The organism is Paracoccus sp. KKT209 (assembly GCF_055635455.1).
Genome location: NZ_CM145758.1, coordinates 2,618,946 through 2,631,145, shown reverse-complemented (window position 1 = coordinate 2,631,145; position 12,200 = coordinate 2,618,946). Strand labels below are relative to the sequence as shown.

The following is a 12,200-nucleotide window of genomic DNA, read 5'->3' as shown; positions in this document are numbered from 1 at the left end:
TCCGGGGTGGCGCTTACCCCTGTGGCCCTAGCACCCGCGCAGGAAGTTGCCAATGCCAGCCGACCCGCACCCGCCGCTTCTGCTGACCCGGCCGCTGCCGGATGCACGGCGTTTCGCGGCCTCGATGCCGAACTGGCGCGCGGTGATCTCGCCCATCCTGCGGATCGTCCCGGTGCCCCATGACGGCGCGCGGCTGGCGGCGGCGCCGGGGCTGGTCTTCACCTCGGCCCATGCCGTCGGCTCGGCCGGACCGGGGCGCGGGCGTCCGGCGCTCTGCGTCGGCGGCCGCACGGCCCAGGTCGCCCGCGCCGCAGGTTTCGACGTGACCGAGGGCGAAGGCACCGCCGAAAGCCTGCTGCCCCTGATCCGTGCCGCGCCCGTGCCCCTGATCCACCCGCAGGGCCGCCACCTCGCCCGGCCTCTTCCGGTGCCGGGCATCGTCGTCTATGACCAGCAGGCGCAGCCCCTGTCGGAGGAGGCCGCGGCGCTGCTGGCCGGACGGGACCCGGTGATCCTGCCGGTCTTCTCGCCCCGCTCGGCGCGGCTGGTGGGGCACGCGGTGGATCAGGCGCGGGCGCCCCTGTGGCTGGTGGCGATCAGCGACGCGGCCCGCGAGGCCTTCAAGGCGCCGACTGCCCGGCAGGCCGTGTCCGCCCTCCCCTCGGCCGAGGGGATGCGGCAGGCCATCCGGCAGATCGTCGCAGCGGAACAAAGCTGACGACGACGGGTTGAGCGTGCAGCCATCGCTCATTAGGCTGCCGGGGACGCGCTGAATGGCGGCCATGCAGGCATGGCACCGAAACGGGGACAGGACGTGAAGCAACCAAGCAAGACCCAGGCCGGGGACAAGGCCGCCAAGACAACCGGCAGCGACGGGTCCACCCCTGCCGCCAAGAAGGCGTCCGCCGCGCCCGGCGTGATCGCATCCACGGAAACTGGCACCGGCAAGCCCGCCCAGGCCGGACAGCCCGGACAGGTCACGCCGGCGGAATCGACCCTGGTGGGCGATGCCGACAAGGGGCTTCCCCCCGCGCAGCCCAAGGCCGGCCCCGCCGCCCCCGACCAGACGCGCGCCAAGGAGACCGCAGCATCCGCTGATCAAACACCTGCCAGGGATACCGCGGCAACCGGCCCCTTCGCCAATCAGGATCGTCCAAAGGACACTGCTGCCTCCGGCTCCGCAGTTGATCAGGCCCGCAGTGCGCACAGTTCCAGCGCCACCGATGCCGCCCGACCCGGCTCGCCCACCATGGGCGCAAGCTCTTCGACCACTTCGACGTCCAAATCGGCTGCGCCGGTCCGCAAGACCGGCTTCTGGCCCGTGGCGCTGGGCGGCGTGGTCGCAGCCGGCCTGGGCGCTGCGGCCACCATCTATGCGCTGCCGCATCTGCCGCCCGAATGGCGCCCCGCCAACCAGGCACCCGCCGCCGCGGCACCTGCCGCCGACAATGGCGCCCTGCAACAGGCCGCCGAAGAGGCCGCGCGCCGCGTGGTGGCCGAGGAACTGGCCGCCCGTCCCGCTGCCGCCGATGACGCCGCCTCCGCCGAGATGGCCGAACGCCTGACCGCCCTGGAAGAGCGTCTGGCCGCCGCCGGAGAGACGCCCGCCGATGACGGCGCCGCCGAGGAGCGCGCCGCCGCCGCCGAACAGCTGACCGCCCTGCAGCAGCGTCTGGATGAACAGCAGGCGCGGCTTGAGGAACTGGCCGCCCGCCCCGCGTTCGATCAGCAGGCCGCCACCGAGGCGCAGAGCCAGATCGAAGCCGCCGCCGCCGACGCCGAACAGCGCCTGGAAGCCGCCCGCGCCGAGGCGCAGGAGCTGCAGGACGCCGCCGCCGAAAGCACCCGTCGGGCCGAGGCCGTGGCCGCCATCGCCTCACTTCAATCTGCGCTGGACCGGGGCGTAACCCCCGAAGAGGCGCGCCAGACGCTGGAAGGCGCCGGTCTCCAGACGCCCGAGGCGCTGACGACCGAAGTGCCCAGCCTGACCTCGCTGCAGGCCGATTTCCCCGAGGCCTCGCGCGCGGCGCTGCGTGGCGCCCTGCGCGACAGCAGCGCCAGCGGGCAGGGCAACCTGGTCACGAACTTCCTGCGCGCCCAGACCGGCGCCCGCTCGGTCGAGGTGCGCCAGGGCGACGACCCCGACGCCATCCTGTCGCGCGCCAATGCCCAGGTCGAGGCCGGCCGCATCGACCAGGCCGTGACCGAGATCGAGGCCCTGCCCGAATCCGCCCGCTCCGCACCCGCCATGGCCGATTGGCTGTCCCGCGCAACCGCCTATACCCAGGCACAGGCGGCACTGTCCGACCTGTCCTCCGGCACGAACTGAGGGACGCCCGATGCTTTTGTCGCTGCTCAAGATCCTGTTCTTCTTCGCCGTCGTCCTGGCCCTGGCCCTGGGCGCGGTCTACCTCTCCGAACACGGCGATATGCTGCGGATCGAATATGCCGGCACCGAATACGCCCTGACCCCGGTCAAGGCGCTGGTCGCGCTGCTGGTGCTGATGGTCCTGGCCTGGGTGGTCTTCAAGATCCTGGGCCTGGCGCTGGCCTTCCTGCGCTTCCTGGCGGGGGACGAGACCGCGATCAACCGCCACTTTGCCCGCTCACGCGAGCGCAAGGGCTATGCCGCCTTGGGTGACGGGATGCTTGCCGTCGCCGCCGGCGAAGGCAAGCTGGCGCAGGACAAGGCCGCCAAGGCCGCAAAATACCTGAACCAGCCGCATCTGACCAATCTTCTGGCCGCCCAGGCCGCCGAAACGGCGGGTGATTCGCAAAAGGCCGTGGCCGTCTATCGCGACCTGCTGGAGGATGACCGCACCCGTTTCGTGGGCATCCGCGGCCTGATGCGCCAGGAACTGGCCATGGGCCACACCCACAAGGCGATGCTGCTGGCGCAAAAGGCCTATGCCCTGAAGCCCCGCCACAAGGAGCTTCAGGACACGCTGCTGGACCTCCAGACCCGCGAACACGACTGGAAGGGCGCCCGCCAGACGCTCAAGGACAAGCGCAACCAGGGCGACATGCCCAAGGACGTGGCGCTGCGCCGCGATGCCGTCCTGGCCCTGCAGGAGGCCAGCGAAGTGCTGGCCCAGGGCAATTCGATCAGCGCGCGCGAGGCCGCGATCTCGGCCGCCAAGGCATCGCCGGACCTGATCCCCGCCGCCGTTTTGGCCGCCCGCAGCTATGTGGCGCAAAAGGACTACCGCAACGCGTCGCGCATCCTGGAAAAGACCTGGTCGGTGCGCCCGCATCCCGACGTCGCCGCCGCCTATGCCGAGATCGTCCCCGACGAATCGCCGATCGCACGCCTGAACCGCTTTGACCGGCTGATCTCGAAGAACCCGGATCACGAGGAAAGCCGCCTGCTCAAGGCCGAGTTGATGCTGGCGGCCGAGGATTTCCCCGGCGCGCGGCGCGCCTTGGGCGATCTGGCCGAAAAGCATCCCACCGTGCGGACGCTGTCGATCATGGCCGCGATCGAACGCGGGCAGGGTGCCGACGACAGCGTGGTGCGCGGCTGGCTGACGCGGGCACTGACCGCTTCGCGCGGCCCGCAATGGGTCTGCGACAAGTGCCACAATGTCATGCCCGCCTGGGCGCCGGTCTGTGACAGCTGCGGCGGCTTCGACACGCTGACCTGGCACGAGCCCGACGGGGTGCGCAGCACCGCCTCGACCACGCCCACGGGCGCCGAGATGCTGCCGCTGCTGGTCGGATCGCCCAAGGCCCCGGCCGCCGATGCCCCCGACCTGTCCGAACCTGTCCGGCCGCATCCCCCCGGCCCGGCCGAACCCGAGGGCAGTGCCCGGATCCGTCACCTGGACCAGCCCAATGTCGCCCCCGGCATGGTGCCGCGCGAAAGCGACTATCGGCATCCGGGCGAACCCTCGACGACGGTGACCACGCGCGAGCCTGACATAAAGCCCGTGCCCAAGCCCGTCGTCCTGAAGGCCAGCGAGCCGCAGGCCACCCCCGAGCCGGAACTGGCCCAGGCCATGGCTGCCTCGCAGGCCACCACGGTAGATGCGATGCCCGCGCAGGCGGTTCCGACCCCGGACCTGACCGCGCAGCCGGACGCGCTGGCGGAACGCCACCCCGAAGTCACCGCCGAGGCGGTGATGGTGCGGCCCGATGTCGAACCGACCGACAACGAAGACTGGACCGAGGCAAAGCGCCGGTCCTGATCGCAGGGCCGGGCGGGGAGGGGCGAAAAAATCGCCCGTCCCCTCTTCCCCCCGCCCGGTGAAACTGCTATCCGCCGCGCACAACCTGATGCCGGTGTAGCTCAGCTGGTAGAGCACGTCATTCGTAATGATGGGGTCGGGGGTTCGAGTCCCTTCACCGGCACCAGGTTGGTAAACCCTCTCTGCTCTCGACTGGCCGCCTTTCCCGGGCGGCCTTTGTCATTCCGGCGGCCCGACCAGTCCCCGGTAAAGGTCCAGCATCCCCTCCAGCGCCTGCGGCAGCCGCGCCAGCTCCAGGTCCCCCGCCGCCCAGGACCGGCTCAGCGCCGATCCCGCCTCATAGCCCAGGGGCAGGTCCGCGGGCGACCCAAGGCAGATGGGATCTTCGGAAAAGCCGTGATCGCGCCCCAGGCGCCCCCGCGTCGCGGCGGCCAGCTGCCGCAGATGGGCCCGCCCCTCCGTCGCCCCCAGCCGGGTCAGCGCATCCGCCGCCCCGTGCTGCAGCGACAGGGTGACGGCCTCGTCCCGCGCATTGACAAAGATCACCACGTAAAGCCCGTGCCGCATGCTGCGCGTCACCTGCGGCGCAAAGAAGGCCAGCCAGGGCACGCTGGCCCAGCCGGGTGCCCCGGTGCTGGCCCGCACCAGCAGGCGCTCGGGGCGCGCCTCGATCAGGTCGCGCCCCATCTGCGCCACGTCACGCCGGAAGAAATGCGCAAAGGCGCTGCCCGCCACGGGCCGCTGGCGCTCGAACGCATAACGCCGCGCCGTCAGGGACAGCGCGGCGGCAAGCGGCGGCAGCGGGGGAGGGGTCGCGGTCAGACCAGCCGCCCTTCCTCCATCGCGGCGCGCACGAAGCCCGCGAACAGCGGCGCCGGCTCAAAGGGCTTCGATTTCAGTTCGGGATGCGACTGCACGCCGATGAACCACGGGTGGTCGGGATATTCCACCACCTCGGGCAGCTTGCCGTCGGGCGACATGCCCGAAAAGCGCAGGCCCGCCTGCTCCAGCTGGACCCGATAGGTGGCATCGACCTCATAGCGGTGGCGATGGCGATCCTCGATCTCGGTGACGCCGCCATAGATGTCCGAGATCTTGGACCCCTCGCTCAGCACCGCCGTATAGGCGCCCAGGCGCATGGTGCCGCCCTTGTTGTCGCCCACCTTGCGCTGGACGGTATAATTGCCCTGCACCCATTCCTTCAGGTGATAGACGACCGGCGTGAACCGCGTCTGCCCCGCCTCGTGGTCGAACTCCTCGGACCCCGCGTCGGGCATCTGGGCCAAGTTGCGCGCGGCCTCGATCACGGCCATCTGCATCCCCAGGCAGATGCCCAGATAGGGCACCTTCTTCTCGCGCGCATAGCGGGCGGCGGTGACCATCCCCTCGGTCCCGCGCTCGCCAAAGCCGCCGGGCACGATGATGCCGTGATAGCCGTCCAGCAGATGCGCGCCCTCGCCCTCCAGCTTCTCGCTGTCGACCCAGTCCGCCTTGACGCGCACCCGGTTGGCCATGCCGCCATGGGTCAGCGCCTCGGCGATGGACTTGTAGGCATCCTCCAGCTGCGTGTACTTGCCCACCACGGCGATGTTCACCTGACCCTCGGCATTCTGCAGGCGGTCCATCACGTCCTCCCAGCGCGACAGGTCGGGGCGCGGGGCGGGGCTGATCCGGAAGGCGTCCAGCACGGCCCGGTCCAGGCCCGCACGGTGATAGGCCAGCGGCGCCTCGTAGATCGTCTTCAGGTCATAGGCCGGGATCACGGCGTCCGGGCGCACGTTGCAGAACAGCGCGATCTTGGCGCGTTCCTTTTCCGGGATCGGATGCTCGGACCGGCAGACCAGCACGTCGGGCGCCAGACCGATGGACTGCAGCTCCTTGACGCTGTGCTGGGTGGGCTTGGTCTTCAGCTCGCCCGATGCCGCCAGATAGGGCAGCAGCGTCAGATGCATCAGGATGCATTCGCCGCGCGGCCGCTCGTGGATGAACTGGCGGATCGCCTCAAAGAAGGGCAGGCCCTCGATGTCGCCGACCGTGCCGCCGATCTCGCACAGCATGAAATCGACCTCGTCGCCGCCGATGGCCAGGAAGTCCTTGATCTCGTTGGTGACATGCGGGATCACCTGGATCGTCTTGCCCAGGTATTCCCCCCGGCGTTCCTTTTCCAGCACGTTGGAATAGACGCGCCCGCTGCTGATGCTGTCGGTGCGCCGCGCGGCCACCCCGGTGAAGCGCTCGTAATGGCCCAGGTCCAGGTCGGTTTCGGCGCCGTCATCGGTGACGAAGACCTCGCCATGCTCGAAAGGGCTCATCGTGCCGGGATCAACGTTCAGATAGGGGTCCAGCTTGCGCAGACGCACGGTAAAGCCGCGGGCCTGCAGCAGCGCCCCCAACGCCGCGGAGGCCAGGCCCTTGCCAAGGGACGAAACCACGCCGCCGGTGATGAAGATGTATCGCGCCATGAGGCCCCCGTGATGTGCAAGTCGAGAAGTGCAAATTAGGTCTGCTGCGGGCCGTCGAAACGACCAGCATCACGGGAGTTGGAGAATAACCGATTCGCCCCGTGGTCGCAACGGACCGCAAGTTCCTGTGGGGCGGGAAAACTGCCGCCCCAAACTATTGTGTCAGCCTCAGTTGGCGGGCTGTGGTGCGGGCGCCTGGGCCGCGGGGGGCGTGACCGCATCCGCCGCGGGGGCGGGGGCGGCCGCCGGGGGCGCCAGGGGCGTGGTTGCCGGTGCCACCACGTCGGCGGGTGCGGCGGCAGCCGGCGCCTCGGTCAGGGGTGCGGCCGGGGCCTCGGCGGCGGGCGCCTCGGCCGCCGGCGCCACGTTTGTCGGTGCCACGTTCGTCGGCGCATCGGGGGCCGGCGGAGTCAGCGGGTTGCCCCCGGTCGAGGGCGGCGGCGCATAGGCCGGCAGCGTCGGTAGGTTCGTCTGCGGCTGGCTGCTGGCTGGTACGCCCATCTGGTCCATGATCGACCCGGTCGTGGCCTGACGCGCCGCCAGGACCGTCAGCACGATCGAGGTCACAAAGATCGCCACGCCCAGGATCCAGGTCAGCCGGGTCAGCGCATTGGCCGCCGCGCGGCCGGACATCACGCCCCCTGCGCCGCCACCGCCGCCCATGCCCAGCCCGCCCCCTTCGGAGCGTTGCAGCAGGACGACCCCGGCCAGCAGGACTGCCAGGATCAGATGGACGGTCAGAATGACGTTTTCCACGGCTTTCGGCCTTTCATTTGCGGACGCGCCTATCTAGTCAACCGGGCAGGTGATGGCAAGCAAGAGTGTCCCATGGTTGCGGTGATGATTCAGGGCACCGGCTCGAATGTCGGAAAGTCGCTGCTGGTCGCCGGGCTCTGCCGCGCGGCCCGCAGGCGGGGCCTCTCCGTCGCCCCCTTCAAGCCGCAGAACATGTCGAACAACGCCGCCGTGACGGCCGACGGCGGAGAGATCGGCCGCGCCCAGGCGCTGCAGGCCCGCGCCTGCGGGCTGGAGCCCGTGACCGACATGAACCCCGTCCTTCTGAAGCCCGAAACAGACACCGGGTCGCAGGTGATCCTGCAGGGCCGCGCCATCGGCCGCGCCCAGGCCCGCGACTACCAGGGCCTGAAGCCGCGCCTGCTGGAGGGCGTGCTGGACAGCTTCGCCCGCCTCTCGGCCGGCCATGACCTGGTCATCGTCGAAGGCGCGGGCAGCCCGGCCGAGGTGAACCTGCGCCCCCGCGACATCGCCAACATGGGCTTTGCCCGCGCGGCCGGCGTGCCGGTGGTGCTGGCGGGCGACATCGACCGCGGCGGGGTGATCGCCCAGATCGTCGGCACCCAGGCGGTGATCGACGCGGGCGACGCCGCGATGGTGCAGGGCTTCCTGATCAACAAGTTCCGCGGCGACCCGCGCCTTTTCGACGACGGCTACCGGATGATCGAGGACCGCACCGGCTGGCGCGGCTTCGGCGTGGTGCCCTGGTTCGCCGGCGCCCATCGCCTGCCGGCCGAGGATGCGGTCGACCTGCGCGCCAGCCGGGGGCAGGGCCTGCATGTCGTCTGCCTGACCCTGTCGCGCATCGCCAATTTCGACGACCTAGACCCGCTGGCCGCCGAACCGGGCGTGCGGCTGACCATGCTGGGCGCGGGCCAGGCGCTGCCGGGCGATGCCGACCTGGTGATCCTGCCGGGGTCGAAATCGACCTTGGGCGACCTGGCCTTCCTGCGCGCGCAGGGCTGGGACATCGACCTTGCCGCCCACAGGCGGCGCGGCGGCCATTTTCTGGGCATCTGCGGCGGCTACCAGATGCTGGGCCGGGTGATCGACGACCCCTCGGGCGCCGACGGGGTGGCGGGGCAGGTCCCAGGCCTGGGCCTGCTGGACGTGGCGACCGTGATGTCGCCCGACAAGCGCGTGCTGCGCGCGACCGGCACCGCCCTGGGCCAGCCGGTCTCGGGATACGAGATCCACATGGGCCGCACCGACGGCCCCGACTGCGCGCGCCCCTTCGGGCACATGCCCCAGCCGGACGGCGCGATCAGCCCGGACGGGCGGGTGATGGGCAGCTATCTGCACGGGCTGTTTTCCGACGACCGCTTTCGCGCGGCCTTCCTGGCGCGGCTCAGCGCACCCTCTCAGCCAGGCTTCGAGGCGGGCGTCGAGGCCGCGCTGGAGGACCTGGCCGACCACCTGGAGGCGCATCTGGACGTGGAGGCCCTGCTGGCCGTTGCGCGCTGAGCGTCAACCCTGCGCGCGTTGCCGGTGTACGTCCTGTGCACGCCTGGTGCATCGCTTGTGACCGCCGGGTGCTGGACGAAAGCGGCCCGCCGCGCTACCTGAGGGGCATGGAACATCACAAGCCGCCCCTGACCCTGTATCTGGCCGCCCCGCGCGGCTTCTGCGCGGGTGTCGACCGCGCGATCAAGATCGTCGAGATGGCGCTGCAGAAATGGGGCGCCCCCGTCTATGTCCGGCACGAGATCGTTCACAACAAGTATGTCGTCGACGCGCTTCGCGACAAGGGCGCCGTTTTTGTCGAGGAACTGGACGACTGCCCCGACGACCGCCCGGTGATCTTTTCCGCCCACGGCGTCCCCAAGGCGGTCCCGGCCGAGGCGCAGCGCCGCCAGATGGTCTATGTCGACGCGACCTGCCCCCTGGTCAGCAAGGTCCATATCGAGGCCGAACGCCATCACGCGGCCGGTCTGCAGATGGTGATGATCGGCCATGAGGGGCATCCGGAAGTCCTTGGAACCATGGGACAACTGCCCGAGGGCGAGGTGATCCTGGTCGAGGACGTGGCCGATGTCGCGACCATCGAGGTCCGCGACCCGCAGCGCTTGGCCTTCATCACCCAGACGACGCTGTCGGTGGACGACACCGCGGGCATCGTCGCCGCACTGCAGGCCCGGTTCCCGGCCATCATCGGCCCGGCCAAGGAAGACATCTGCTATGCCACCACCAACCGCCAGGCGGCGGTCAAGGCGGTGGCCCCGCATATCGACGCGCTGCTGGTGATCGGCGCCGAGAACTCCAGCAACTCCAAGCGGCTGGTCGAGGTCGGCAAGGCCTCGGGATGCAGCTATTCGCAGCTGGTGATGCGCGCCGCGCAGATCGACTGGCGGGCGCTGGAAGGCATCCGTGCGGTGGGCGTGACCGCAGGGGCCAGCGCGCCCGAGGTGCTGGTGAACGAGGTCATCGACGCCTTTCGCGACCGCTATGACGTGACCGTCGAACTGGTCGAAACGGCCGTGGAACGGGTCGAATTCAAGGTGCCGCGGGTCCTGCGCGAAACCGCCGGCTGAGCCCGGCGCCGGGACGAGAGGCTGAAGAAAGGTGGGGCATGAAGCTCTGGTCGATGCCCTCCTCGGGCAACAGCTACAAGGTGCGCCTGCTGCTGGCCCTGCTGGGCCGCGACTGCCAGGTCGTCGACGTGGAGGAGTCCTCGGACGCGCTGCGCGAGGCGCAGGCCAAGGGCGCGCTGCCCTTTGGCAAGGCGCCGGTGCTGGTCCTGGATGACGGCCGGGTGCTGCCCGAATCCAACGCGATCCTGTGCTGGCTGGGCGAGGGGACCCGGTTCTGGCCGCAGGACCGCTTTGCCCACGCCGAGATGCTGGCCTGGATGTTCTGGGAGCAGAACCAGCACGAGGGCGTCATCGCCGTGCGCGGGGCGCTGAACTTCTATCCCTCGCGCGCGGATCAGGCCACGCCCGAGCGGATGGCGGATCTGCTGACCCGCGGCCAAGCCCTGCTGTCGATCATGGAGACGCGCCTGGCCGGCCGGAACTGGCTGGCCGGAGAGGGGGCCAGCTTGGCCGACATCTGCCTTTACGCCTATACCCACACCGCTGGCAGCCGCGGCGGCTTTGACATGGCGCGCTTTCCGGCCGTCACGGCCTGGCTGGACCGGGTGGCGGCGCTGCCGGGCCATGTGGCGATCGATGCCTGAGCTGTTTGCCTGGACCGACGGCGCCTGCAGCGGCAATCCCGGCCCCGGAGGCTGGGGCGTCCTGATGCGCGCATTGGAGGGCGAGGCCGTTGTCAAGCAGCGCGAGCTGCAGGGCGGTGAGGCGGCGACCACCAACAACCGGATGGAGCTGATGGCCGCCATCAGCGCGCTGGAGGCGCTGACCCGTCCCAGCAGGATCGTGATTGTGACCGACAGCAACTATGTCAAGAACGGCGTCACGCAGTGGATCCACGGCTGGAAGCGCAACGGCTGGAAGACCGCCGACCGCAAGCCCGTCAAGAATGTCGAGCTGTGGCAGCGCCTGGACGAGGCGGCGCGCCGCCACGAGGTCGAATGGCGCTGGATCAAGGGCCATGCCGGCCACGCCGAGAACGAGCGCGCCGACGAACTGGCCCGCGCCGGAATGGCCCCCTTCAAATGACGCCTGCGGCGCTGGTCGCGGCGCTGGATTACGGCGCCGTGCTGGTCTTTGCGCTGACCGGGGCGCTGGTGGCCAGCCGGGCGCAGCTGGACCCGGTGGGCTTCATCTTCATGGCCGCGCTGACCGCCGTGGGCGGGGGAACCCTGCGCGACCTGATCCTGGGGCGCGAGATGGTCTTTTGGGTCGCGCAGCCGGCCTATGTGCTGATCGCCGCCGCCGCAGCCCTGGTCGTGTTCTGGACGGCGCACCTGTTCGAGAGCCGCTATCGCTGGCTGGTCTGGCTGGACAGCGTCGCCCTGGGCGTCGCGGTCGCGGCGGGCGTGGGCGTTTCGATGGAAGGCGGCTTTGGCCCTGTCATCGTCGTCATCATGGGCGTGGTGACGGGCACTTTCGGCGGGCTGATGCGCGACGTGGTGGGCAACGAGGTTCCGCTGGTCCTCAAGCAGGGGCAGCTGTACCTGACGGCGGCCTTTGGCGGCGCGCTGACGGCGGTGACGCTGGTCTGGCTGGGGTTAGACCGGACCGAGGCGCTGATCGCCTGCGCGGTCGCGGTCTGGGTGCTGCGCGCGGGCAGCCTGCATTTCGGCTGGCGGCTGCCGGTCTATCGCCCGCGCCCGCCGCGCGACCGGGGCTAGCGCAGCCGGGGCGGCCCGTTTCGGCCGGCATCCACGTTCTCGACCCCCGCGCGCAGGCCCTGGCCGATGCGATGCGCCAGCTGCGACCAGGCGCGCGCGCTCCAGGGCGGCAGGGTGCGGCGGAGCGATTCGTCGAACAGCGCCAGCCAGATCGTGAAATGTTCGGGCCGCACATTGCCCGCCGACAGATGGGCGTGCATCGGGCTGCCGTTATAGCCCGCGCGGTGCAGGATCGCCCCGGCCCAGAAGGCCGCGATGCGGTCCTCATGCGCGGGCCAGTCGCCGACATGTTCCGCGAAGATCGGCCCCAGCACCTCGTGCCGGCGGACGGCGCCGTAGAAGACGGCGACGGTGCGGCGGATCTCGGCCTCGGTGATGTCGAAGCGGGGGGGCAGGTCGGGCATGTCCATCTGCCGCATCTGGCCCGGTCCGGCGCGGGTTTCAAGGGTTTGATCGCCCGCGGCCGGGATGCTAAGAGGCCGCTTCCGGTCGCAGCCCACCCGG

12 protein-coding genes and 1 tRNA gene are annotated in these 12,200 nt (G+C 70.4%); 9 read left to right on the top strand and 4 right to left on the bottom strand.

Going from position 1 to position 12,200, the window contains the following annotated elements; all coding sequences use genetic code 11:
- The first annotated feature begins 52 nt into the window (after nt 1-52).
- The 4 genes from ACZ2G3_RS12980 (at nt 53) to ACZ2G3_RS12965 (ending at nt 4,353) form a co-directional block, all read left to right on the top strand.
- The gene (locus ACZ2G3_RS12980) at nt 53-718 is read left to right on the top strand and encodes a uroporphyrinogen-III synthase (protein WP_470396440.1); all 666 of its coding nucleotides are present in this window, start codon (nt 53-55) and stop codon (nt 716-718) included.
- 96 nt (nt 719-814) lie between these two features.
- Nucleotides 815-2,329 (top strand): COG4223 family protein, encoded by a 1,515-nt coding sequence (locus ACZ2G3_RS12975; RefSeq protein ID WP_470396438.1) that lies wholly within the window; start codon nt 815-817, stop codon nt 2,327-2,329.
- A 10-nt stretch (nt 2,330-2,339) separates the two neighbouring features.
- Entirely contained in the window at nt 2,340-4,187 is a 1,848-nt protein-coding gene (locus ACZ2G3_RS12970) for a heme biosynthesis HemY N-terminal domain-containing protein (protein ID WP_470396436.1), read from the top strand.
- Between the two features lie 90 nt (nt 4,188-4,277).
- Nucleotides 4,278-4,353 (top strand) — tRNA-Thr (locus ACZ2G3_RS12965).
- Between the two features lie 53 nt (nt 4,354-4,406).
- Here the strand turns inward: ACZ2G3_RS12965 and ACZ2G3_RS12960 are convergent.
- From ACZ2G3_RS12960 to secG, 3 genes are all read right to left on the bottom strand, one after another.
- On the bottom strand, nt 4,407-4,922 hold the full coding sequence (locus ACZ2G3_RS12960) for an MrcB family domain-containing protein (RefSeq protein ID WP_470396435.1): 516 nt from the start codon (nt 4,920-4,922) through the stop codon (nt 4,407-4,409).
- An 83-nt stretch (nt 4,923-5,005) separates the two neighbouring features.
- Nucleotides 5,006-6,649, bottom strand: a complete 1,644-nt coding sequence (locus ACZ2G3_RS12955; protein WP_470396434.1) for a CTP synthase — start codon at nt 6,647-6,649, stop codon at nt 5,006-5,008.
- Nucleotides 6,650-6,817: 168 nt separating this feature from the next.
- Entirely contained in the window at nt 6,818-7,405 is a 588-nt protein-coding gene (gene secG / locus ACZ2G3_RS12950; protein ID WP_470396433.1) for a preprotein translocase subunit SecG, read from the bottom strand.
- Between the two features lie 72 nt (nt 7,406-7,477).
- Between secG and ACZ2G3_RS12945 the strand changes: the two genes are divergently transcribed.
- The 5 genes from ACZ2G3_RS12945 (at nt 7,478) to ACZ2G3_RS12925 (ending at nt 11,696) form a co-directional block, all read left to right on the top strand.
- A complete protein-coding gene (locus ACZ2G3_RS12945) occupies nt 7,478-8,908 on the top strand; it encodes a cobyric acid synthase (RefSeq protein ID WP_470396432.1) in 1,431 nt (476 codons plus the stop codon).
- A 107-nt stretch (nt 8,909-9,015) separates the two neighbouring features.
- The gene (gene ispH, locus ACZ2G3_RS12940; RefSeq protein ID WP_470396431.1) at nt 9,016-9,975 is read left to right on the top strand and encodes a 4-hydroxy-3-methylbut-2-enyl diphosphate reductase; all 960 of its coding nucleotides are present in this window, start codon (nt 9,016-9,018) and stop codon (nt 9,973-9,975) included.
- Nucleotides 9,976-10,013: 38 nt separating this feature from the next.
- Nucleotides 10,014-10,619: a glutathione S-transferase family protein gene (locus ACZ2G3_RS12935; protein WP_470396430.1), complete on the top strand. Its 606-nt coding sequence runs from the start codon at nt 10,014-10,016 to the stop codon at nt 10,617-10,619.
- Nucleotides 10,612-11,061, top strand: coding sequence for a ribonuclease HI (gene rnhA / locus ACZ2G3_RS12930; protein ID WP_470396429.1), 450 nt, complete (start codon nt 10,612-10,614; stop codon nt 11,059-11,061). The genes ACZ2G3_RS12935 and rnhA overlap by 8 nt, the downstream gene beginning before the upstream one ends.
- Nucleotides 11,058-11,696: a trimeric intracellular cation channel family protein gene (locus ACZ2G3_RS12925; RefSeq protein WP_470396428.1), complete on the top strand. Its 639-nt coding sequence runs from the start codon at nt 11,058-11,060 to the stop codon at nt 11,694-11,696. The genes rnhA and ACZ2G3_RS12925 overlap by 4 nt, the downstream gene beginning before the upstream one ends.
- On the opposite strand, the gene ACZ2G3_RS12920 is transcribed toward ACZ2G3_RS12925, so the two are convergent.
- Nucleotides 11,693-12,115: a group III truncated hemoglobin gene (locus ACZ2G3_RS12920; RefSeq protein WP_470396427.1), complete on the bottom strand. Its 423-nt coding sequence runs from the start codon at nt 12,113-12,115 to the stop codon at nt 11,693-11,695. The genes ACZ2G3_RS12925 and ACZ2G3_RS12920 overlap by 4 nt on opposite strands.
- Nucleotides 12,116-12,200: the final 85 nt, after the last annotated feature.

Coding starts and splice junctions, on each gene's coding strand:
- ispH (WP_470396431.1), top strand. CDS start 9,016: ATGGAACATCACAAGCCGCCCCTGACCCTGTATCTGGCCGCCCCGCGC.
- ACZ2G3_RS12935 (WP_470396430.1), top strand. CDS start 10,014: ATGAAGCTCTGGTCGATGCCCTCCTCGGGCAACAGCTACAAGGTGCGC.
- ACZ2G3_RS12955 (WP_470396434.1), bottom strand. CDS start 6,649: ATGGCGCGATACATCTTCATCACCGGCGGCGTGGTTTCGTCCCTTGGC.
- ACZ2G3_RS12925 (WP_470396428.1), top strand. CDS start 11,058: ATGACGCCTGCGGCGCTGGTCGCGGCGCTGGATTACGGCGCCGTGCTG.
- ACZ2G3_RS12920 (WP_470396427.1), bottom strand. CDS start 12,115: ATGCGGCAGATGGACATGCCCGACCTGCCCCCCCGCTTCGACATCACC.
- rnhA (WP_470396429.1), top strand. CDS start 10,612: ATGCCTGAGCTGTTTGCCTGGACCGACGGCGCCTGCAGCGGCAATCCC.
- ACZ2G3_RS12980 (WP_470396440.1), top strand. CDS start 53: ATGCCAGCCGACCCGCACCCGCCGCTTCTGCTGACCCGGCCGCTGCCG.
- ACZ2G3_RS12970 (WP_470396436.1), top strand. CDS start 2,340: ATGCTTTTGTCGCTGCTCAAGATCCTGTTCTTCTTCGCCGTCGTCCTG.
- ACZ2G3_RS12945 (WP_470396432.1), top strand. CDS start 7,478: ATGGTTGCGGTGATGATTCAGGGCACCGGCTCGAATGTCGGAAAGTCG.